General features: G+C 71.9%; 25 protein-coding genes. 11 read left to right on the top strand and 14 right to left on the bottom strand.

What is annotated here, in order from left to right:
- Nucleotides 1-28: 28 nt before the first annotated feature.
- From flgG to flgB, 6 genes are all read right to left on the bottom strand, one after another.
- On the bottom strand, nt 29-811 hold the full coding sequence (flgG, locus tag AC2EAQ_RS15895; RefSeq protein ID WP_484645325.1) for a flagellar basal-body rod protein FlgG: 783 nt from the start codon (nt 809-811) through the stop codon (nt 29-31).
- 142 nt (nt 812-953) lie between these two features.
- On the bottom strand, nt 954-1,691 hold the full coding sequence (flgF, locus tag AC2EAQ_RS15890; RefSeq protein ID WP_484645324.1) for a flagellar basal-body rod protein FlgF: 738 nt from the start codon (nt 1,689-1,691) through the stop codon (nt 954-956).
- Between the two features lie 29 nt (nt 1,692-1,720).
- Nucleotides 1,721-2,983: a flagellar hook protein FlgE gene (gene flgE, locus AC2EAQ_RS15885; protein WP_484645323.1), complete on the bottom strand. Its 1,263-nt coding sequence runs from the start codon at nt 2,981-2,983 to the stop codon at nt 1,721-1,723.
- A gap of 37 nt (nt 2,984-3,020) precedes the next feature.
- A complete protein-coding gene (locus AC2EAQ_RS15880) occupies nt 3,021-3,677 on the bottom strand; it encodes a flagellar hook assembly protein FlgD (protein ID WP_484645322.1) in 657 nt (218 codons plus the stop codon).
- Between the two features lie 17 nt (nt 3,678-3,694).
- Nucleotides 3,695-4,099 (bottom strand): flagellar basal body rod protein FlgC, encoded by a 405-nt coding sequence (flgC, locus tag AC2EAQ_RS15875; RefSeq protein WP_484645321.1) that lies wholly within the window; start codon nt 4,097-4,099, stop codon nt 3,695-3,697.
- Between the two features lie 119 nt (nt 4,100-4,218).
- Nucleotides 4,219-4,626: a flagellar basal body rod protein FlgB gene (gene flgB / locus AC2EAQ_RS15870; RefSeq protein ID WP_484645320.1), complete on the bottom strand. Its 408-nt coding sequence runs from the start codon at nt 4,624-4,626 to the stop codon at nt 4,219-4,221.
- 137 nt (nt 4,627-4,763) lie between these two features.
- On the opposite strand from flgB, the gene flgA reads away from it, so the two are divergent.
- From flgA to AC2EAQ_RS15830, 8 genes are all read left to right on the top strand, one after another.
- Nucleotides 4,764-5,504 (top strand): flagellar basal body P-ring formation chaperone FlgA, encoded by a 741-nt coding sequence (gene flgA / locus AC2EAQ_RS15865; RefSeq protein ID WP_484645319.1) that lies wholly within the window; start codon nt 4,764-4,766, stop codon nt 5,502-5,504.
- Nucleotides 5,505-5,619: 115 nt separating this feature from the next.
- Nucleotides 5,620-5,931: a flagellar biosynthesis anti-sigma factor FlgM gene (gene flgM / locus AC2EAQ_RS15860; RefSeq protein WP_484645318.1), complete on the top strand. Its 312-nt coding sequence runs from the start codon at nt 5,620-5,622 to the stop codon at nt 5,929-5,931.
- Nucleotides 5,932-5,939: 8 nt separating this feature from the next.
- On the top strand, nt 5,940-6,329 hold the full coding sequence (locus AC2EAQ_RS15855) for a hypothetical protein (protein ID WP_484645317.1): 390 nt from the start codon (nt 5,940-5,942) through the stop codon (nt 6,327-6,329).
- A 28-nt stretch (nt 6,330-6,357) separates the two neighbouring features.
- Nucleotides 6,358-8,379 carry a putative bifunctional diguanylate cyclase/phosphodiesterase gene (locus AC2EAQ_RS15850; protein WP_484645316.1) on the top strand — a complete coding sequence of 674 codons (2,022 nt, stop codon included), beginning with the start codon at nt 6,358-6,360 and terminating at the stop codon, nt 8,377-8,379.
- Between the two features lie 225 nt (nt 8,380-8,604).
- Nucleotides 8,605-9,447 carry a dioxygenase family protein gene (locus AC2EAQ_RS15845; RefSeq protein WP_484645315.1) on the top strand — a complete coding sequence of 281 codons (843 nt, stop codon included), beginning with the start codon at nt 8,605-8,607 and terminating at the stop codon, nt 9,445-9,447.
- Nucleotides 9,448-9,511: 64 nt separating this feature from the next.
- Nucleotides 9,512-10,234 carry a response regulator gene (locus AC2EAQ_RS15840; RefSeq protein WP_484645314.1) on the top strand — a complete coding sequence of 241 codons (723 nt, stop codon included), beginning with the start codon at nt 9,512-9,514 and terminating at the stop codon, nt 10,232-10,234.
- A complete protein-coding gene (locus tag AC2EAQ_RS15835; RefSeq protein WP_484645313.1) occupies nt 10,231-11,502 on the top strand; it encodes an ATP-binding protein in 1,272 nt (423 codons plus the stop codon). Before AC2EAQ_RS15840 ends, AC2EAQ_RS15835 begins: the two co-directional genes overlap by 4 nt.
- Nucleotides 11,499-12,041 (top strand): GNAT family N-acetyltransferase, encoded by a 543-nt coding sequence (locus AC2EAQ_RS15830; protein WP_484645312.1) that lies wholly within the window; start codon nt 11,499-11,501, stop codon nt 12,039-12,041. Before AC2EAQ_RS15835 ends, AC2EAQ_RS15830 begins: the two co-directional genes overlap by 4 nt.
- Before the next feature lie 66 nt (nt 12,042-12,107).
- On the opposite strand, the gene AC2EAQ_RS15825 is transcribed toward AC2EAQ_RS15830, so the two are convergent.
- The 4 genes from AC2EAQ_RS15825 to AC2EAQ_RS15810 form a co-directional block, all read right to left on the bottom strand.
- Entirely contained in the window at nt 12,108-12,566 is a 459-nt protein-coding gene (locus tag AC2EAQ_RS15825) for a hypothetical protein (protein ID WP_484645311.1), read from the bottom strand.
- 76 nt (nt 12,567-12,642) lie between these two features.
- Entirely contained in the window at nt 12,643-12,993 is a 351-nt protein-coding gene (locus tag AC2EAQ_RS15820; RefSeq protein ID WP_484645310.1) for a nuclear transport factor 2 family protein, read from the bottom strand.
- On the bottom strand, nt 12,990-13,448 hold the full coding sequence (locus tag AC2EAQ_RS15815; protein WP_484645309.1) for a gamma-glutamylcyclotransferase family protein: 459 nt from the start codon (nt 13,446-13,448) through the stop codon (nt 12,990-12,992). Before AC2EAQ_RS15815 ends, AC2EAQ_RS15820 begins: the two co-directional genes overlap by 4 nt.
- A 64-nt stretch (nt 13,449-13,512) precedes the next feature.
- Nucleotides 13,513-14,256 (bottom strand): SDR family oxidoreductase, encoded by a 744-nt coding sequence (locus tag AC2EAQ_RS15810; RefSeq protein ID WP_484645308.1) that lies wholly within the window; start codon nt 14,254-14,256, stop codon nt 13,513-13,515.
- A gap of 258 nt (nt 14,257-14,514) precedes the next feature.
- Here AC2EAQ_RS15810 and AC2EAQ_RS15805 point away from each other — a divergent pair, with 258 nt between their 5' ends.
- The 3 genes from AC2EAQ_RS15805 (at nt 14,515) to AC2EAQ_RS15795 (ending at nt 16,536) form a co-directional block, all read left to right on the top strand.
- On the top strand, nt 14,515-15,681 hold the full coding sequence (locus tag AC2EAQ_RS15805; RefSeq protein ID WP_484645307.1) for a PP2C family protein-serine/threonine phosphatase: 1,167 nt from the start codon (nt 14,515-14,517) through the stop codon (nt 15,679-15,681).
- Nucleotides 15,682-15,745: 64 nt separating this feature from the next.
- Nucleotides 15,746-16,087: an STAS domain-containing protein gene (locus tag AC2EAQ_RS15800; RefSeq protein WP_484645306.1), complete on the top strand. Its 342-nt coding sequence runs from the start codon at nt 15,746-15,748 to the stop codon at nt 16,085-16,087.
- A gap of 50 nt (nt 16,088-16,137) precedes the next feature.
- Nucleotides 16,138-16,536: an ATP-binding protein gene (locus AC2EAQ_RS15795; protein ID WP_484645305.1), complete on the top strand. Its 399-nt coding sequence runs from the start codon at nt 16,138-16,140 to the stop codon at nt 16,534-16,536.
- Between the two features lie 29 nt (nt 16,537-16,565).
- Here AC2EAQ_RS15795 and AC2EAQ_RS15790 read toward each other — a convergent pair whose 3' ends face one another.
- The 4 genes from AC2EAQ_RS15790 to AC2EAQ_RS15775 form a co-directional block, all read right to left on the bottom strand.
- Nucleotides 16,566-16,952 (bottom strand): VOC family protein, encoded by a 387-nt coding sequence (locus AC2EAQ_RS15790; protein WP_484645304.1) that lies wholly within the window; start codon nt 16,950-16,952, stop codon nt 16,566-16,568.
- A 21-nt stretch (nt 16,953-16,973) separates the two neighbouring features.
- Nucleotides 16,974-17,369, bottom strand: a complete 396-nt coding sequence (locus AC2EAQ_RS15785; protein WP_484645303.1) for a GFA family protein — start codon at nt 17,367-17,369, stop codon at nt 16,974-16,976.
- 7 nt (nt 17,370-17,376) lie between these two features.
- Nucleotides 17,377-18,222 (bottom strand): dienelactone hydrolase family protein, encoded by an 846-nt coding sequence (locus AC2EAQ_RS15780; protein ID WP_484645302.1) that lies wholly within the window; start codon nt 18,220-18,222, stop codon nt 17,377-17,379.
- Nucleotides 18,223-18,361: 139 nt separating this feature from the next.
- Complete coding sequence (locus AC2EAQ_RS15775; protein ID WP_484645301.1) at nt 18,362-18,751, bottom strand: cupin domain-containing protein; 390 nt, start codon at nt 18,749-18,751, stop codon at nt 18,362-18,364.
- Nucleotides 18,752-18,807: the final 56 nt, after the last annotated feature.

Below are 18,807 nucleotides of genomic sequence, written 5' to 3'. Positions count from 1 at the left end.
GCGCCGAAGGCGCAACGGGGGGGGACCATCACAACTGCCCCAGACGCTGCAGCATCTGGTCGCTGGTCTGGATCGCCTTGGAGTTCAGTTCGTAGGCGCGCTGGGTCTGGATCATCGCCACCAGTTCCTCGACCACGTTGACGTTGCTCGTCTCCACGTAGCCCTGCTGCAGCGTGCCCAGGCCGTTGGCGCCCGGCACGCCGGCCTGCGGCGCGCCCGACGCGGCGGTCTCGCCCCACAGGTTCTGGCCCTTCGGGTCCAGGCCGGCGGGGTTCACGAACGACGCCAGCGTGAGCTGGCCCACCTGCTGAGCGGCCGCCTGGCCGGCAACGGTCACCGTGACCGTGCCGTCGGGCGCGATCGTCACCGTCTGCGCGCCGGCCGGGATGGTGATGCCCGGCTGCACCGCATAGCCGTTGTTGGTGACGAGCTGGCCGTTGGCGTCCACCTGCAGCGAGCCGTCGCGCGTGTAGGCGGTGGTGCCGTCGGGCATCTGCACCTGCAGGAAGCCCTGGCCCTTGACGGCAACGTCGAGGTTGTTCGACGTCTGCTGCAGGTTGCCCTGCGAGAAGATGCGCGACGTGGCCACCGGCCGCACGCCCAGGCCCACCTGCAGCCCGGTGGGCAGCTGGGTCTGGTCGCTCGACGCGGCGCCGGCGGCGCGCAGGTTCTGGTAGATCAGGTCCTCGAACACGACGTGGCCGCGCTTGAAGCCATTGGTGCCGACGTTGGCGAGGTTGTGGGAGATGGTGTCCAGCTGGGTCTGCTGGGCTTCCATGCCGGTCTTGGCGATCCAGAGTGAACGGATCATGAGGACGCTCCTTGGGGTCTTGGAGCGATCTTGTGCCGGGCTTGAGGGTCGGCTTGCCCCGATAAGAGCGGGATTTGGCGGGCTGTTCCGGGCGCGTCGCCCGCGGCGCGCCCGGCGCGGCCGGGCGGCGATCAGCCGGCAGTCAGGCCCCGTTGGGCGACAGCAGCTTGGCGGCCACCTGCTCCTGCCGTTCGGCAGTCTGCAGCAGCTTCATCTGGTGCTCGAACTGGCGCGCCGCGGAGATCATGGCCACCATGGTTTCCACCGCGCTCACGTTGGAGCCTTCGAGCGCGCCGTCCTGCAGCCGCGCCGTGGCGTCCGCGCCGAGGTCGCCCTCGGCGGCGCGGAACAGCCCGTCCGGGCCGCGCTGCAGCGTGGCCGGCGTCTCCGGCGACACCAGCTTGAGCCGGCCGATGCGGTTGGAGCGCCCCTGCGCGTCCTTCGCGTTCACGGTGCCGTCGCCGGCGATGGACAGCTCGCTGTTGGCCGGCGCGGTGATCGGGCCGCCGTCGCCCAGCACCACGAGGCCGGTCTTGGTGACGAGCTGGCCCTGGGCGTCGACGTCGAGCGCACCGGCCCGGGTGTAGGCCTCCGTGCCGTCGAGCCCCTGCACCGCCAGCCAGGCGTTGCCCTTCATCGCCACGTCGAGCGGGCGCCCCGTGGGCGTCACCGCGCCGGGCTCGAAGCTCGAGCCCACGGTGGACTCCAGCGTGTAGACCCGCGTGCTGGCGCCGCTGCCCTGCACCGGCACCGCACGGAAGGCGGCCAGCTCGGCGCGGAAGCCGTTGGTCGAGACGTTGGCCAGGTTGTTGGCCAGCACCTCCTGCCGCTGCATCGACGCCTTCGCGCCCGACATGCTGAGGTAGATCATGCGGTCCATGGCGGGTCCTCAGTCGGCGGCGCGGGCTATCAGCGCAGCTGCACCAGCGTCTGCAGCACCTGGTCCTGCGTGCGGATGGTCTGCGCGTTGGCCTGGTACACGCGCTGCGCGGTCATCATGTTGACCAGCTCCGCGGTGAGATCGACGTTGCTTTCCTCCAGCGCGCCGGCCTGCAGCACGCCGAGATTGCCTTCGCCCGGCACGCCGACGATCGGGTCGCCCGAGGTGGCGCTGCGGGCCCAGGCATTGCCGCCCAGCGGTTGCAGGCCCTGCGGGTTGCGGAACGTGGCCAGCTCGATCTGCCCGGCCGGCTGGTTCTGCCCGTTGCTGTAGCGCGCCATGATGATGCCGTCGGACTCGATCGTCACGCCGGTGATCTGGCCCGGCGCATAGCCGTTCTGCGACAGGTTGGTCACGCCGAAGGGAGCGCCGTACTGGCGCGCGCCGTCGACGTCGAGCGCGATGCCGGTGATCGGCCGCGTCTGCGCGCCGTTGGCATTGGTGGTGGTCGGGATGTCGATGGACACCGTGCCCACCGGCGCGGTGGGTGCACCGCCCGCGGCCGGGAAGGTGATCGTGGTGCTGGCCAGCGGCGCCGCCACGGTACCGTTGATCGGCGTGCCGTTGGCGGTGATGAACACGTTCCAGGTGTCGGTGGCCGACTTCTGGAAGTAGTAGGTCAGCGCCACGTCCTGGCCCAGCGCGTCGTACACGGTCAGCGAGGTGGCGCTGTTGTAGGTGGTCGGGTCGGTGAAGTCGATCGCCGGGCCGGCCGCCGGCGCAGTGGCGCCCTGGCGCGCGTCGAGGTTCATCTCCAGCTGGATCTCGCTGGTCGGCGCGGGCTCGATGCCGGCCGTGGGCAGGCGCAGCGCGCGCGCGTTGCCGGGCTGGATCACGCCCGTGGCGTCGGCCGGGTAGCCGATCAGCTGCAGCCCGTCGTTGTTGACGATGTAGCCCTCGCGGTCCACCTTGAACTGGCCGTTGCGGCTGTACAGCGCGGGGTTGGCACCGTCGGTCACCTGGAAGAAGCCGCCGCCGTTGATGGCGAGGTCCATCGGGCTGTCGGTGACGGTGATGTTGCCCTGGGTGAACTGCTGCGACACCGCCGCCAGCGTCACGCCGATGCCCACCGCGTTGGCGCCGGCGCCGCTCATCGCGTTGGCGTACATGTCGGCGAACTCGGCGCGCGAGGCCTTGGCGCCGAAGGTGTTGCTGTTGGCGACGTTGTTGCCGATCACCTCGAGGTTCTTGCTGGTGGCGTTCAGGCCCGACAGGCCTTGCTGGAAGCTCATGGTTGCTCCTTGGGAAAGTGGGGTTCGCCGGGGGCGATCAGTTGAAGGCGCGGATGTCCGAGTAGGCGACGCTGCCGCTGTTGCGCAGCTCCAGCATCAGCGTGTCGCCGCCGGCCACGACCGCGTCGACGCGGTCGCGCATCAGTGCGGTGGAATTGAGCGTGGTGCTGCCGTTGGTGGCGACGACGCGGAAGCTGCGGCCGAGCGCGGCGTCCACGCCGGCGGGCGGGGTCCATTCGAAGCCGTGGCGGCCGGCCGGCTGCGCGCCGAGCTCGATCGTGTCGATCACGGTGCCCCCGGCGTTGAGCACCTCGATGCGCACGCGGCTGGCGGCGCTGGAGATCTCGAAGCCACCCTGCACGAGGCCCTCGTCATTGGGGCTCAGGCGGTTGCCGGCCACCACGACGTCGCGGCCCACGAGGCTGGCGCCCTGCATCGCTGAGAGCTGGGCGAACTGCGTGCCCAGGCTTTCCACGGTGCGGTTGAGCTTCTCGATGCCGTTGACCGACTGGATCTGCGCCATCTGGCTCGTCACCTGGGCGTTGTCCATCGGGTTGAGCGGGTCCTGGTTCTGCATCTGCGCCACCAGGAGCTTGAGGAAGCGGTCTTCCGAGCCCGCCTGGTTGGCGGTGCGCACGCCGGCCGCGTTCGAGGACGAGGCGTTGAACGTGGAGAAGTCGACGGTGCTGGGCATGGTGCGGTTCCTTGGCCTCAGCTGCCGAGCTGCAGCGTCTTCTGCAGCAGGGTCTTGGCCGTGTTCATCACCTCGACGTTGTTCTGGTACGAGCGCGACGCGGAGATCATGTTCACCATCTCCTCCACCGCGTTGACGTTGGAGTAGGTGACGTAGCCCTCCGCGTCGGCCGAGGGGTGCTTGGGGTCGTGCACGCGGCGGCCCGCGGCGTCGGACTCGTTGACCGTGGACACGCGCACGCCGGCCGCGCCGGCCGCGCCCATCAGCTCGGTCTGGAACACGACCTGGCGCGCCTTGTAGGCGCTGCCGTCCGGCCCGGCCACGGTGTCGGCGTTGGCGAGGTTGCTCGCCACCACGTTCAGACGCTGGCTCTGCGCGGACACCGCGCTGCCGGAGATGTTGAACACCTGGAACATCGACATGGCAATGGCTCCTCGAAGAGATCAGGCGCGCGCGCTCGGCAGGCGCCGCGGGTCCGGCTCGGCCGGCCCGCTGGCGCCGCCCCCTAGAGGGGGAGCGCCGAAGGCGCAACGGGGGTGGTTCATGACTGACCCTTGATGGCGTCCAGCATGGTGCGGACGCTGCCGTTGATGAAGCGCAGCGTCGCCTCGTACTTGACGCTGTTGTCGGCGAAGCTGGCGCGCTCGCGGTCCATGTCCACGGTGTTGCGGTCCAGGTTGGTCTGGGACGCGACGGCGTAGCGCAGACCGGCCTCGCCGCGGGCGCCCGCCACCGGGCTCAGGTGGCCCGGCGCGGTGGCCGCCAGCCGGCCCGGCGTGCCGGCCTGGCCGGTGGCCTGGCGCAGCGCGGCGGCGAAGTCCATCTCGCGCGCCACGTAGCCGGGGGTGTCCGCGTTGGCGATGTTGCTCGCGATCAGGCGCTGGCGCTCCGAGCGCAGCACGAGGGCCTCGGTCTGGAAGTTCAGCGTGTCGGTGAGTCGGTTGATCATGGCCGCCTGGGGCACGGGGCCCTCGTTGGGTTGTGGCCATTGTGGGCAGCGACCCCGAAAACATTAGCGCGATAAGGCGGGCCTTGGCGGGCCATTTCGGCGCACCGGGGCCCCGCCGCCTGCCTAGAGTGACCCCCGTGGAAAAGCCCTCTGCCCTGCCCTGCCCGCCGTGGATGCGCCGCATGCTGCGCGGCCTGCTCGCGGCCCTGCCGTGGCTGCTGGCCGCGACCGCAACCGTGCGCGCCGACACGGTGGACAGCGCCCTGGCCGAGCGCGTGGCCGCGCTGGCCACCCAGGCCTCGCGTGCCGCCGCACCGGGCCTGCGCGTCGAGGTGCGCGTGGGGCAGCTCGACACCCGGCTGAAGCTGGCACCCTGCGCCCAGGTGCAGCCCTACCTGCCCACCGGCACCCGGCTGTGGGGCGCGGCGCGCATCGGCCTGCGCTGCGTCGAAGGCGCCACGCGCTGGAACGTGTTCCTTCCCGTCACGGTCTCGGTCTACGGGCCAGGCCTCGTGGCCGCCTCGGCGGTGCCCGCCGGCACGGTGCTCGGCCCCGAGCACCTCGTTGCCGGCGAGGTCGACCTGGCCGCCCGCGCCGGCAGCGTGCCGGCCGACCGCGAACTCGTGGTCGGGCGCACGCTGGCCCGCCCGCTGGCCGCGGGCGAGGCGCTGCGCAGCACCGACCTGCGGCCGCGCCAGTGGTTCGCCGCCGGCGACACCGTGCGCATCGTGGCCGGTGGCGCCGGCTGGCGCATCCATGGCGAAGGCCAGGCGCTGGGCCCCGGCGTCGAGGGCCAGGTGGTGCGCGTGCGGACCGAATCCGGTCGCATCGTCAGTGGCATGGCAGTTGCTGACCGGCAGGTCGAGGTGGCGCTGTGAACGCGATTCGTCACATGCCGCGTGAAAAAAGTCCTCAAGTCGGCGTGTCGGCCTCCGATACCCGAACCATCGGGAAGAATCCGGCGACCCCGTCGTCGGTCCCAGGAGCATCCAAATGAAGATCGGTCAGCTCGACAACAGCCCCAAGCCCCAGAAGGTGGGTACGCCGGCCGCCGACGGGCGCGCCAGCCCGGCCGGTGCCCCGCAGGACGCCAAGGCCGCCACCGCGGAGGCCCGCACCACCGTCGAGTTGTCGCCGGCCGCGGCCGCGCTGGCCGCCCAGGGCAACACGGGCGACTTCGACGCCGAGAAGGTGGCGCGCATCGCGCAGGCCATCCGCGACGGGCAGTTCCAGGTGAACGCCGACGCCATCGCCGACAAGCTCATCGCCCACACCCGCGACCTGCTCGCGCCGCGTTCGAACTGACGCGCCGCATGAGCCCCACCCCCTCGACCCACGGCGACGCGCTCGAAGGCGCCATTGCCGCCATCGAGGACCGCCTCGCGGCGCTGGGCGCCGCGCTGCGCGACCACGACGCCTCCGCGATCGAGTCGCAGGCGCATGAACTGCACCGCGCACTGGCTTCAGCCGTGCACCGCTTCGCGCAGGCCGCGCGTCAACCCGGCGGCGTGTCCCTCCAACTGCGCCAGCGCCTGATGGCCGCCAGCGGCCAGGTCGCCGCCCAGCGCGAGAGCCTGGCCCGCGCCACCGCCGCACTGGACCGCGCCATCGACGTGCTGATGCCCGGGCAACCGCCGGCGCAGGGCTACGCCGCCCACGGCGGCCTGGTGCGTGCCGCCCGCGTCGAGTCCCTGGGCGCCTGAGGGCCCCGGCGCCCACCGAAGCAGTCCCATGCCGACCGCGACCCCTGCGGCCGCAGCCGAAGACGCGTCCACCGCGCCTTCGCTGGCCGGCGGCCGGGCCGCCATCGACGCCACGCTGCGCACCGCGCGGCGCGCCATCGGGCTGGCCCTGGGCTCCGTGGCCGCGGTGCTGGCCCTGGTGGCGCTGGAGCGCACCTGGTTCCTCGAATCGCACCAGCGTGCCGCCCAGCGCGTGGCCACCGCGGAACAGATGGCCTCCACGCTGCTGCTGGCCGACGAGCGCCTCACGATGTCGGCGCAGATGGCCGCTGCCACCGGCGAGGAGCGCTGGATCGCCCGCTACCACACCCACCTGCCCGAGGTGGAGGCCGCACTGGCCGCCGGCGAGACGCTGGCGCCGTCGGCGGTGGCACTGCGCTATCACGAGCAGACCCGCGCTGCCAGCGAGAGCATGGTGTCGCTGGAGACCACCGCGCTCGAGGCCATTGCCGTGGGCGCGCCTGCCGTGGCACGGCAGATCCTCGACGGCGACCGCTACCGCCAGGACAAGGCGCGCCTGACCGAAGGCACGCTGGAGTTCACCAACCGCACGCTCGAGGCGGTGCGCGCCGAGCAGGCCGCGCTGCGGCGCCAGGCCGACCTGCTGCTGGCGGCCCTGCTGGCGGCGATGCTCGCCGTGGGCTTCGTCACCTGGAAGCGGCTGATCGCCAGCCTGGGCCGGTCGCGCGAGGCGCTGGTGGACGCGCATTCGCGCATCGAGCGCATGGCCACCAGCGACGCCCTCACCGGCCTGCCCAACCGCGCCGCGCTGCACGAGGGCATGCGCGGCGCGATGGCACGCGCCCGGCGCGACAACCAGCAGCTCGCGCTGCTGATGATCGACCTGGACCGGTTCAAGCCCATCAACGACCAGCACGGCCACCAGGTGGGCGACCGCGTGCTGCGCGAGGCCGCTCAGCGCATGGCGCGCCTGCTGCGCGACTGCGAACTGCACGCGCGCTACGGCGGCGACGAGTTCGTGGCCGTGATCGACGAGCATGGCGACAGCGGCGCCGCGCGCCATGTGGCCGAGCGGCTCGTGGCCGGCATCGGCGAGGCGATCGTGGTCGACGGCCTGACGCTCTACGTGGGGGCCAGCGTGGGCATCGCGCGCTTCCCCGAGGACGCCGACGATCCCGACGAGCTGCTGCGCCGCGCCGACCTGGCGCTCTACCGCGCCAAGAACGGCGGCCGCAACCGCAGCTGCTTCTACGACGCCGCGCTGGACGAGGCGATGAGCGAGCGCGAGGCCTACGAGCAGCGCCTGCGCGAGGCCATCGCCGAGGGCCGCATCGTGCCGCACTACCAGCCGGTGGTGGACCTGGCCGACCGCCGCGTGCGCAGCGTCGAGCTGCTCAGCCGCTGGCAGGACCCGCAGCGCGGCCTGGTGCCGCCGTCGGAGTTCATCGCCGCCGCCGAGCGCTGCGGCCTGATCGGCGCGCTGACGATGGCGGTGGTGCGTCAGGCCTGCGAGGACCTGCGCTCGATGCCGCCGCACTGGCGCGTGGCGGTGAACGTGTCGCCCGAGCACCTGCAGGACACGGCGCTGGTGGACAAGCTGCTGCAGACGATGCACGACCACGGCGCCGACCCGCGCCGCTTCGAGATCGAGCTGACCGAGACCGCGCTGGTGGCCGACGTGCATGCGGCGCGCCGCACCATCGAGGCGCTCAAGCGCGAAGGCATCACCGTGGCGCTGGACGACTTCGGCACAGGGTACTCCAGCCTGTCCTACCTGAGCCAGCTCAGCTTCGACAAGATCAAGATCGACCGCAGCTTCGTGGCCACGCTGCATGAGCGCAGCGAGAGCGCCAAGATCGTGGCGTCGATCATCGGCCTGGGCCACAGCCTGGGCGTGCAGGTGGTGGCCGAGGGCGTGGAGACCGAGCGCGACGCGCGCGCGCTGGTGGCGCTGGGCTGCGGCGCGGCGCAGGGCTTCCTGTTCGCGCGGCCGCTGCCGCTGGCCGAGCTGCTGCGGCGGCACGTGCCTCGGGAGACGGCGGCGGCGTAGGGACGTCCCCCCCCGTTGCGCCTTCGGCGCTCCCCCCCAGGGGGGCGGCGCTGGCGGGGCGGCGGAGCCGACCCGCAGCGCCTGCTGGGGTTGCGCCGGCTTTGCGGCGCACTCGCTTGCCGCGGAGGTGGTCGCCGAGCTTTCTTGTCCGAACGGACACAAACCGGCTATGCGGCGGTGCGGTGGGGTGGGTGCAATGAGGCTTTCCGGACTACAGGGGGCTTCATGGACGACCATCACGATCTCGGGCTGGCTCACGATCTGTCGGTGCTGCGGCGGCGGCGCGCGCTGGGCTGGCTGGCGGGGGCCGGCACGCTGGCGCTGCTGGGCTGTGGCGGGGGTGGGGACGACGCGGGCAGCGGCTCGACCACGGCGTCCTCCTCCAGCAGTTCGTCGGGGAGTTCCTCCGGCAGCAGCAGCTGTTCGGTGATCCCGGAGGAAACCGCGGGACCTTACCCGGGCGACGGCTCGAACACCGCCAACGGCAGCATCGCCAATGCGCTGGCGCTGTCGGGCATCGTGCGCAGCGACATCCGCACGTCGGTGGCCGGCGCCAGCGGCACCGCGTCCGGCGTGCCGCTGTCGATCACGATCGACCTGGTCGACACGAACGCGGCCTGCGCCGACCTGTCGGGCTATGCGATCTACCTGTGGCATTGCGACGCCCAGGGTCGCTACTCGATGTACTCCAGCGGCGTGACGGCCGAGAACTACCTGCGCGGCGTGCAGGTGACCGGCAGCGACGGCACGGTCACCTTCAGCACCATCGTGCCCGGCTGCTATGCCGGCCGCGTGCCGCACATGCACTTCGAGATCTACCGCAGCGCCAACAGCGCCAGCAGCTACAGCAACAAGCTGCGTACGTCGCAGATCGCGTTTCCGGCCGACGTGATGGCCGCCTTCTATGCCGGCGCCAGCGGCTACGGCAACAGCGCGGCCAACTTCGCCGGCATCAGCCTGGCCAGCGACAACGTGTTCTCCGACGGTACCAGCCTGCAGATGGCCACGTTGAGCGGCAGCATCACCGCCGGCTACACCGCGGCCTTGACCGTGGGCATCGCGGCCTGAGCCGCCCATGCTGCCGGTCGGGCCCCGGCCCACGCGGGTGGCGCGCTGGTGTACCGTCGCGGTCATGCCCGCGCCCCGCCCCGAGACCCTGCGCTGCCTGGTCGTCGACGACGACCTCGAGATCCGCGGTGCGCTCGCCGACTATCTGGGCCGCTTCGGCATGCAGGTGTCCACCGCAGCCGACGGCGTACAGATGCGCCGCCTGCTCGCCGGCGGTGCGTTCGACATCGCCATCCTCGACCTGATGCTGCCCGGCGAGGACGGTCTGTCGCTGTGCCGCTGGGTGCAGCAGCAGCATCGGCTGCCGGTGATCATGCTCACCGCGCAGGGCGACCCGGCCAGCCGCGTGGTGGGCCTGGAGATGGGCGCCGACGACTACCTGGGCAAGCCGTTCGAGCCGCGTGAGCTGGTGGCGCGCATCCACGCCGTGCTGCGCCGCGCCCACGGGGCTGCCGCCGACCCGGCACAGGCGCGCCACGTGACCTTCGCGGGCTGGCGTCTGGACCAGGCAGCGCGACAGCTGCTGTCGCCCGAGGGCGTGGTGATGGCGCTGTCCAACGCCGAGTTCCGGCTGCTGGCGGCGCTGCTGCAGCGCGCCGGCCGCGTGCTCACCCGCGAGCAGCTGATCGAGGCCACGCGCGCACCCGGCGTGGACGTGACCGATCGCAGCATCGACCTGGCCGTGTCGCGCCTGCGCCAGAAGCTCGGCGACACCGCGCGCGAGGCGCGCCTGATCGTCACCGTGCGCGGCGAAGGCTACCTGTTCAACGTGCCGGTGGGGTCGTGAGGCGGGTCCTCGGCTGGCTCGGCGACACGCTGGCACGGCGGCTGTTCTGGCTGCTGTGGCTGGCGCTGGTGGTCAGCCACCTGTTCGCCTACCTGAGCGTGAACGTCTGGAGCAGCCGCGAAGGCCTGGGCGCGATCGGCAGCGCGCTGCAGCGGCTGCCGCCGATGCCGGCGCTGCCGCCGATGGGCCTGCCGGGCGGGCCTGCGGGGTCGCCGCCGCAGGGTCCGGGCACCGGGCCGCCGTCAACTGCCGGCGACGCCGGGGCTCCGCCACCACCGGCGGCCGGTGCCGGTGCGCAGCGGGGGCCGGGCCCCGACCGCGGCCCCGCAGGGCCGGAACGCCCGGCAGGCCCGGGAGGCCCGGAACGACCGGGAGGCGGTGCCGGCGCACCCGGCCTGCCCTGGCACGTGCTGGCGCTCGACCTGGGCGTGCGCATGGTGCTGATCGCGCTGGCCGCATGGCTCGGCTCGCGCTGGTTGGCGCGGCCGGTGTCGCGGCTGGTGCGCGGCGCGCACCAGCTCGGCGATGCCGTGTCCTCTGGCCGGCCCGCGCCACAGATCGACGAGCGGCGGGGCACGCGCGAGGTGCGCGAGGCGGCGCAGGTGTTCAACGGCATGGCGCGCCAGCTCAAGGCGCAGTTCGACGCGCGCGGGCTGATGATCTCCGCGATCTCGCACGACCTGCGCACGCCGCTGACGCGCATGCGCATGCGCCTGGAGACCACCGACGTGGCGCCGGCGCTGCGCGAGCGCTGTGCAGCCGACATCCGCGAGATGGACGCGCTGATCGACTCCGTGCTGCAGCTCTTCCGCGGCCAACATGCCCAGCCGGCGCTGCAGCGCACCGACGTGGCGGCGCTGGTGCAGTCGATAACCGACGACCTGGTCGAAGCCGGCGCCGACGTGCGCGCCGACGCGCCTTCGCCGGCCGTGGCGACCGCCGACCCGCCGGGCCTGAGGCGCGTGCTGGACAACCTGGTGGGCAACGGGCTGCGTTACGGCCGGCGCGTTCGCGTGAGCGTGCACATCGACGCCGACGCCGTGCGGGTGCGGATCGACGACGACGGCCCGGGCATCCCGGCCGACCAGCTCGAGTCGGTGTTCGAGCCCTTCGTGCGCGTGGAGGGCTCGCGCAGCCGCGAACACGGCGGCACCGGCCTGGGCCTGTTCATCGCGCGCGAGCTGACGCGGCGCCAGGGCGGCGAGCTGACGCTGGCCAACCGGCCCGAAGGCGGGCTGCGCGCCGAACTGAGGCTGCCACGCGCATGAGCCCGCCGCTGCCGACGGGTGCGCCGGGGCCGGTGCTCAGCACGCCGCGGCTCACGCTGCGCGTGTTCACCCCCGGCGACGCGGACTTCATCGTGCGCCTGCTCAACGACCCCGGCTGGCTGGCGAACATCGGTGACCGCCAGGTGCGCACGGCCGACGACGCCCGCGCCTACCTGGAGCGCGGGCCGATCGCGGCGCAGCGCGAACATGGCTATGCGCTGTGGGCGGTGGAGGAAGCGGCATGCCCCGGCGCGCCCGTGGGCATGTGCGGCCTGGTGCGGCGCGACGTGCTCGATGCACCCGACCTGGGCTACGCCTTCCTGCCCGAAGGGCGTGGCCGCGGCCTCGCCACCGAGGCCGCGCGGGCCGTGCTGGTGCATGCGCGCGACGTGCTCGGCCTGACGCGCGTGCTGGCCATCGTCAAGCCCGGCAACGCGGCCTCGGCGCGCGTGCTGGTGGCCGCGGGCATGCGCTTCGTGGAGCAGCGCCGCCTGCCCGGCTACGACGACGACTCGCTGGTGTACGCCACCGGGGCGTGACGGAGCGCGATCGCGACGTCGCGCCGTCGAAGCGCGAGCCCGCAGCGCCGGTGCCCGGGCCGGGGCTCAGTCCTTCGACGCGGGCAGGTCGCGGATCTTCTTCTCGTCGACGTACTTGCCGAACTCGGTGAAGCCGGCACCGACCGACGGATGCGTCATCAGCGATCCCATCGCCACCTGGCCCAGCACCTGGAAGCTCTGCTGCAGCGCTGCCGGGCCGTCGAACATCAGCGCGTCCTTCGTCTGCTTGCGGCAGGTGACCGTCAGCAGCCGCTCGATCAGCGCGCCCGCGCTGCGGTTCATGCTGTCGCGCTGCGCCGCCGACACCTGCGCGATGGAGGCGACTTCCGGGTGCAGCGCGGCATTGGCGAAGATCCAGCGCACCAGATCGGTCTTGTCCTGGGCCGAGGTCGACGCCACCAGGCAGCGCGACATCTCGTCGGTGTAGGGGCTGGCATCCGCCGGCGCGGCGTGAAGGGCCGCGGCAGCGGCGATCGCAAGGGCAAGGCGATGGGAGGCGGTCATGGGCTGGGGATGACGGGATGACAGAGCCCGGATGATGCACCGGAACGCGCCGCCGGTGCCGGCCGTAGCGGACGCCCTAGGCGCCGCTGACGAACCACACGCGCGCAATGCCCGCGGGCGTCACCTCGTAGATCGCGGCCACCTCCATCGGCGCGGGCTGCACGCCGACGACGCGCTCGTGGTCGATGACCTTGTTGCCGAACACCATGCGGTTGACCACCTCGGCGTGCAGGCCCGGCAGGTTGAAGCGCCGGCTGCGGTAGTGCTCGGCGAACGCGGCCTTGCCCAACAGCACCGGCTGGGCGTCGGGAAGGCGCCAGGCGGTGACGTCGTCGGTGAACTCGCGCACGAAGCGCTCCAGGTCGCGCGCGTTGTAGGCGTCGAGCTGGCGCTGGACGAAGGGCACGGGGTCGAAGGCGTCGGTCATGGCGTGGCGTAGGGGTGATCGGCCGGCAGTTCCAGCCAGTATCCGCGCGCCAGCTCGGGCGTGTACTCGGCGAACGGCCCCTCGACCGACACGCACTGGGCGAGGTGGCTGGCGGGCTTCAGGTAGGCCTGCGCGCACAGGCGCGGGCCGTCGTGGTCGGCGGGCTCCAGGTCGACGGGCACGCGCTCGTAGCCGGTGGGCAGGCCGACTTCCTCGAAGCGGTCCATCGCCGGCAGCAGCGAGGCGTCCACCTCGTACACCTCCCCCAGCACGCGATGGCCCTCGCCCGGCTGGTTCACCAGCCACGGCGCGCGGTCCTCGAGCGGCAGCCGCACGACGTACAGCGGAAGCGCCTGCACCGTGCGCCAGACACCGCCGACACGGCGGCCGACCATGCGGTCGTGATTGGGGAGGCCCTGCTTCAGCGTGCCATAGACGAACAGCCTCACGGCCATGGCGCAACGGCCCTCTTCGATGCGGCCGAACCGTGGGCCGGGTCGAATCGTTCGCGTCGCCGGCTCATCGCGCCACCCAGCCGCCGCACACCGGGAACACCTGGCCGACGAAGCAGTCGGCGGCGCGGCTGCACAGGTAGGCGGCGAACAGCGCGTCCTCGCGCGCGGACACCAGGCGGCCCAGCGGCACCTCGCGCGCCAGCCGCTCCTGGAAGCGCGGGTTGGCCTGGACGTCCTGCGGGAAGTAGGTCGGGTTGTCGACGAAGTTCTGCGCGATCGCGTTCACCTGCACGCCGTGCGGCGCCATTTCCACGCCCACGGCCTGCACCCAGGCCAGCTGCGCCCCGCGCGCCGCGCTGTAGGTGGACGCGCGCTTCATGCCGCGCAATGCCGACGCGCTGCCCACCACCAGCACCTTGCCCGCGCGTCGCGCCACCATGGCCGGCGCCACCGCACGCAGCAGCCGCGGCAGCGGATGCACCAGGGCGGCGAAGGTGTCGTTCCACTCGTCGTCGGTCACGTCGGCGGCCGCCGTGGTGGGCGCCTTGAAGGCCGGGTTGGCCACCAGCACGTCCACCGGGCCGCCGGCCAGCGCGTCATGCACCGCGGTCTGCGCGGCGTCCGGCGCCGACAACGCGCGCGCGTCGGCCACCACGGTGGCGCCCTGCTCGGCGAACACCCCGCACAGCGCGGGGCCCATGAAGTCGTCGCATTGGGTGATCAGCACGCGTGGCCCGCTCGCGGCCGGTCCGGCGGAAAGCAGGCCGGTGCCCGCCGGCCGGTGGGTCGTCTTCGACGGATCGTTCATGCTCGGTTCGTCCTCGCCCAAGGCGGCATCAGCCCAGCGTCTGTCGGCGCGAGCTTACCCGCGCGGCGCGGGCGCCGGATCGGCGTTGTCCCGTTCCGCGGCGCGGCCTGATCACGGAAGATCCACCCTTGGACTGCGACCTGAATCCCCATGACAACGTCTTTCCCTGGGCCCTCCGGAACCGAGTCGGCTCCCGCGTGGCTTGACCTGCTGCTCGACGTGACCCGCCGCCTGGCGGCTCCCGTGGAGCTGCGGACGATGCTGCGCGAGGTCACCCACGCGGCGTGCGAACTGCTGGGCGCCGAGCGGGCCTCGGTCTGGCTGGTGGATGAAGCGCGTCACGAACTGGTGCTCGAGGTCGCTGACGATGTCGGGCAGATGCGCATGCCGATGGGCGTTGGGCTGTCCGGGGCCTGCGCCCGCGAGCGGCGCGCCATCGAAGTGACGGACTGCTACGCCGACCCGCGCTTCGACCCCAGCGTCGACCGCCGCAGCGGCTTTCGCACCCGCAACAGCCTGTCGTTGCCGCTCGATGCGCTCGACGGCCGGTTGGTGGGCGTGCTGCAGGTGCTCAATCGCCCGGTCTCTGCCGGCGCGGACCCCGGGGCGTCCCTGCGACTCGCGGAGGCCCTGGCCGCGCAGTGCGCCGTGGCGCTGGCGCGAGCCCAGGGGATCGAGAAGATGCGCGAGGCGCAGCGCATGCTCCGCGACCTCGAAGTGGCCCGCCGCGTCCAGCACAGTGCCCTGCCCACGAGCCTGCCCGAGGTGCCCGGATACCAGGTGCATGCACTGTTCGAACCCGCCGAACAGACAGGCGGCGACATTTACGACCTCGTGGTGCACGATGGCCGCCTGCTGGTCGTGATCGCGGACGCCACCGGTCATGGCGTGGGCCCGGCGCTGTCCGTGACCCAGTTCCAGGCGATGTTGCGCCTGGGCGTGCGCAGCGGTGGTTCCCTGCCCCAGGTGTTTCGGCACGTCAATGACGAACTCTTCAGTCGACTGCCTGATGGGCACTTCGTGACGGCCTTCGTCGGACTGCTGGACCCGAGGTCGCACCGTCTGGAATTCATCAGCGGCGGGCAGGCGCCGATCCTCCACTACCGGGCCCGGGCTCGCGAGGTCGTCCGCCACCGGGCCACCAGTTTCCCCATGGGCGCCATGCCTCTCGATGGCGAACCGGTGCCCGTCACGCTGGAGTTCGGCGAAGGGGACATCCTGGCGTTGTTGTCGGACGGGGTCTACGAGCAGGAATCCGGGAGCGGCGAACCGTTCGGCCGGCACCGGGTCGAGGCGCTGCTCGACCAGGCCCGCGACGAGCCGCTCTCCCGCATGGCGGATCGGATGCTGCAGTCCCTTCGTGCCTTCGCCGGAGGCAGCCAGGACGACGACGTGACGGCCGTGCTGCTGCAACGCAGGCCTTGATGCCGTCATCAATCCGTCATCGACCGCCGACGAAGATGCCGGGTTGCTTCGACGGACCTCTGCCATGGAACTGATCTCGATCACCGACGACGACTCCTGCACCCACCTTCGACTGGAGGGTCGCCTCGACGCGGCTGGCGCCGACCGGATCGGCATTCGGTTCACGGCGGCCGTGGCGGCCCAGGAACGCCCGGCCCTGATCGACCTGTCGGGCGTCTCCTTCGTGGCCTCGATGGGCTTGCGCCTGCTCGTTTCCACGTCACGGGCGCTTAAGCTCAAGGGACTGCCCATGGTCCTGTACGGACTGCAACCCCAGGTGGCCGAACTGATGGACGATGCCGGCATGACACAGGTGTTCGCGATCGAGCCCACGCTCGCCGACGCCAGGCGCCGACTCGGCAGCTGACTCCCGGGCGGATGGTGCCGTTACCTGGACACCCCGCTGTCGACCTGGCGTTGCCGCTGGAGATCGGCTCCGTGCGCCGGGCCTGCGACGCCGTGGTCGACGGCCTGTTGGGCAATGACCGCCCCCCGAAAGACTCGGCAACGATCGAGCTCGTGATCGAGGAGGCCGTGATGAATGTCGTACGGCACGCGTTCGACGACCCGTCAGGCCAGTTGCTGCGTCTGCGCGCGTGGATCGACACGGACGTGCTGTCACTTCAGTTCGAAGACAGCGGCCGCCCGTTCGACCCCTCGGCGGTCGACCTGCCCAAGCCGGCGGAGTCGATCGAGCAGGCACAGCCCGGCGGGTTGGGAATCCGGCTGATGCGCAAGCGTGCCCGATCGATGAGCTACCGGCGAGTCGACGGACGGAACATCCTGACGATCACGCTCGGCCTGCAGCGGGCCTGATCCGCTGAGTCAGCGCAAGAAGCCGGGCACTACTGCCCCACCGGCGGCTGCCAAAGTTCCACCTTGTGGCCCTCGGGGTCGATCACCCAGCCGAACTTGCCGTACTCGGAGTCTTCGGTCTTGTCGAGCACGTTGCAGCCTTCGGCGCGCAACGCCTGCAGCAACGCGGCGAGGTCGTCGACGCGGTAGTTGATCATGAACGGCGCCCTGGCCGGGCCGAAACCCTCGCCGTCGCCCGCACTGACCGACCAGATGGTGGTGCCCTTGTACGGCTGTCCCTCGGCGTCGGCCCAGGTGAACGCGGCGCCGCCCCAGGACTGCACGTCGATGCCCAGGTGGGCGCGGTACCACGCGTGCAGCGCTGCCGGGTCGCGCGCATGGAAAAAGACGCCGCCGATGCCGGTGACTCGTTTCATGACCTGCCTCCCGGGCGCATGTCAGAACCAGAGATCCCCGACGCAGCGCCCGTCGCGCGGCAGGTCCTCGAACTTGTCGAGCCCGTCGAAGTGGTCGATCGGCACGGCCGCCACCGGCCCGGGCTCGGTCAGGCGCAGGTTGACGGCGATGCGGCGCCGGCCGTCCGGCATGAGCTGCCGGCCGCGCCAGAAGGCGACGCAGCCGCAACGCGGGCAGAAGTGGAACTCGACGTGATCGCCGCGGACGTACTGGCTGGTGGGCCCGGACACCGTGATGCCATGGCCCTCGAAATCGTAGATCCACAAGGCACCGTAGCGGCGGCACACCGTGCAGTTGCAGGCGGTGGCGCCGTCGGGCAGGGCCTCTTGCGCCCAGGTCCAGTGCACCTGTCCGCAGTGGCAGTGGCCTTGCAGCACGGTCGCCTCAGGGTCGGGTGGCGAGCAACGCCAGGAAACCCGCGGTCGCGCTGCGGGCGGCGGGCAGATTCAGCAGCGTGTGCGGGGCGTTGGGCACCAGCACGATGGCCGCCCGTGCGTTGTCCTTCAGGGCGGCGGCGCAATGGCCCTGCGCGTCTGCGTTGCCAAGCCAGCCGTTGGCCCGCGAGAAAAACGGATCGGTCGAGCTGATGACGTTGAGCACCGGCTTGCCCGGCTCGAACGCATTGCGCGGCTCCTGCACAAAGTAGTTCGTCTCGCAGCTCCACGCGTAGAGCATGCGCGCCGCGAACTCGTTGCCGGCGTGGCGGGCCACCGGCACGGAACCCTCGCTGGTGCCGGCCAGCACCAGCTGCGCGGGGTCGGCCCAGGCCTGGGACTTCAGCGCCGCCAGCATGGGGCCGATCTCCGACGCTCGCAGGGCATGCACCCGCTCGTAGGATGCCTTGTCGATCGGCGACTTGTAGGTGACACGCCCAGGCAGGGCGAACGAGTCCGGCGCGACGCTGGCGTAGCCCAGGCCAGCCAGCCACTGCTGCCATTCGCCGATGGCCTTGAGGCCCAGGCCGGAAGAGCCGTGCAGGAACAGCACCACCGGCACCGGCTTCGCGCCGACCCGGGGCAGGTCCTTGAACTTGCCGCAGAACACCGCGCCACCGGTGGCGGCCGCGGGTAGGCAGACATCGGCCTGCTGCACGCTGGCGGCCAGCGACTCGCGGGTGTGGACCCAAGCGTCGCCCTTGATCTCGCCGGCCGGCGCGGCGCTCTGCGCCAGGGCCGGAATGCCCGCTGCGGCGAGTACCGCTGCCAGGACCGTGTCGAACCTGCGTGTCATGGATCCCTTCCCTCCGGCGCGCGGCCATGCCTTTTGAGAGGCATTGGACCGTGCCGGCGCCCGGCCCGTCAATGCGCGCAAGCCCGGCGCCGGCCTCGTTCGAGGGATCCCCGAGGGTCGCCAGGACCGCAGCCGCCGCTCAGGACGGCTCGAACATGATCAGGCGGCACTCCGACGAGCCGATGTTCTCGAGCACGTGCCCGGGGATGGGCGCCTGCACCAGCGCCGCGCCGGCCTTGGGCTGCGCGTCGCGATAGGACCCGTCCATCGCGTGCAGTCGCAGGCTGCAGTCGGTGAGGTAGTACACCGCGTTGGCCGGATGCGAATGGAGCACGTCCTTCTGCCCGGGCTTCCAGGTCACGGCGATCACCTTGAACTGGTCGTTCTGGGCGAGCACCCTGTAGATGTCCGGCGACGCGATGTAGGAGCGCGGCAGTTGCTGGGCCTGCGCCTGAGCGGGTGCAGCGGCGAGTGCTGCGATCGCGGCGGCAGCCAGGGTTGCAGCGAGGCGGCGTGCGGAGACTGACATGAGGTTCGTCCTTTCTGGAGCGAGGCCAAGCGGGCCACGGCTCCAGCGTAGGCCGC

This window comes from Aquabacterium sp. T101 (assembly GCF_057219775.1).
This window is presented reverse-complemented; position numbering and strand designations above follow the sequence as displayed.

Excerpts from the sequence above, each read along its gene's own strand:
- AC2EAQ_RS15790 (WP_484645304.1), bottom strand. The coding sequence starts at position 16,952 with ATGAAACGAGTCACCGGCATCGGCGGCGTCTTTTTCCATGCGCGCGAC.
- AC2EAQ_RS15800 (WP_484645306.1), top strand. The coding sequence starts at position 15,746 with ATGGAACTGATCTCGATCACCGACGACGACTCCTGCACCCACCTTCGA.
- flgG (WP_484645325.1), bottom strand. The coding sequence starts at position 811 with ATGATCCGTTCACTCTGGATCGCCAAGACCGGCATGGAAGCCCAGCAG.
- flgE (WP_484645323.1), bottom strand. The coding sequence starts at position 2,983 with ATGAGCTTCCAGCAAGGCCTGTCGGGCCTGAACGCCACCAGCAAGAAC.
- flgM (WP_484645318.1), top strand. The coding sequence starts at position 5,620 with ATGAAGATCGGTCAGCTCGACAACAGCCCCAAGCCCCAGAAGGTGGGT.
- flgC (WP_484645321.1), bottom strand. The coding sequence starts at position 4,099 with ATGTCGATGTTCCAGGTGTTCAACATCTCCGGCAGCGCGGTGTCCGCG.
- AC2EAQ_RS15780 (WP_484645302.1), bottom strand. The coding sequence starts at position 18,222 with ATGACACGCAGGTTCGACACGGTCCTGGCAGCGGTACTCGCCGCAGCG.
- AC2EAQ_RS15805 (WP_484645307.1), top strand. The coding sequence starts at position 14,515 with ATGCTGCGCGAGGTCACCCACGCGGCGTGCGAACTGCTGGGCGCCGAG.
- AC2EAQ_RS15840 (WP_484645314.1), top strand. The coding sequence starts at position 9,512 with ATGCCCGCGCCCCGCCCCGAGACCCTGCGCTGCCTGGTCGTCGACGAC.
- AC2EAQ_RS15855 (WP_484645317.1), top strand. The coding sequence starts at position 5,940 with ATGAGCCCCACCCCCTCGACCCACGGCGACGCGCTCGAAGGCGCCATT.
- AC2EAQ_RS15825 (WP_484645311.1), bottom strand. The coding sequence starts at position 12,566 with ATGACCGCCTCCCATCGCCTTGCCCTTGCGATCGCCGCTGCCGCGGCC.
- AC2EAQ_RS15845 (WP_484645315.1), top strand. The coding sequence starts at position 8,605 with ATGGACGACCATCACGATCTCGGGCTGGCTCACGATCTGTCGGTGCTG.
- AC2EAQ_RS15880 (WP_484645322.1), bottom strand. The coding sequence starts at position 3,677 with ATGCCCAGCACCGTCGACTTCTCCACGTTCAACGCCTCGTCCTCGAAC.
- flgF (WP_484645324.1), bottom strand. The coding sequence starts at position 1,691 with ATGGACCGCATGATCTACCTCAGCATGTCGGGCGCGAAGGCGTCGATG.
- AC2EAQ_RS15830 (WP_484645312.1), top strand. The coding sequence starts at position 11,499 with ATGAGCCCGCCGCTGCCGACGGGTGCGCCGGGGCCGGTGCTCAGCACG.
- AC2EAQ_RS15820 (WP_484645310.1), bottom strand. The coding sequence starts at position 12,993 with ATGACCGACGCCTTCGACCCCGTGCCCTTCGTCCAGCGCCAGCTCGAC.
- AC2EAQ_RS15815 (WP_484645309.1), bottom strand. The coding sequence starts at position 13,448 with ATGGCCGTGAGGCTGTTCGTCTATGGCACGCTGAAGCAGGGCCTCCCC.
- AC2EAQ_RS15850 (WP_484645316.1), top strand. The coding sequence starts at position 6,358 with ATGCCGACCGCGACCCCTGCGGCCGCAGCCGAAGACGCGTCCACCGCG.
- AC2EAQ_RS15810 (WP_484645308.1), bottom strand. The coding sequence starts at position 14,256 with ATGAACGATCCGTCGAAGACGACCCACCGGCCGGCGGGCACCGGCCTG.
- AC2EAQ_RS15775 (WP_484645301.1), bottom strand. The coding sequence starts at position 18,751 with ATGTCAGTCTCCGCACGCCGCCTCGCTGCAACCCTGGCTGCCGCCGCG.
- flgB (WP_484645320.1), bottom strand. The coding sequence starts at position 4,626 with ATGATCAACCGACTCACCGACACGCTGAACTTCCAGACCGAGGCCCTC.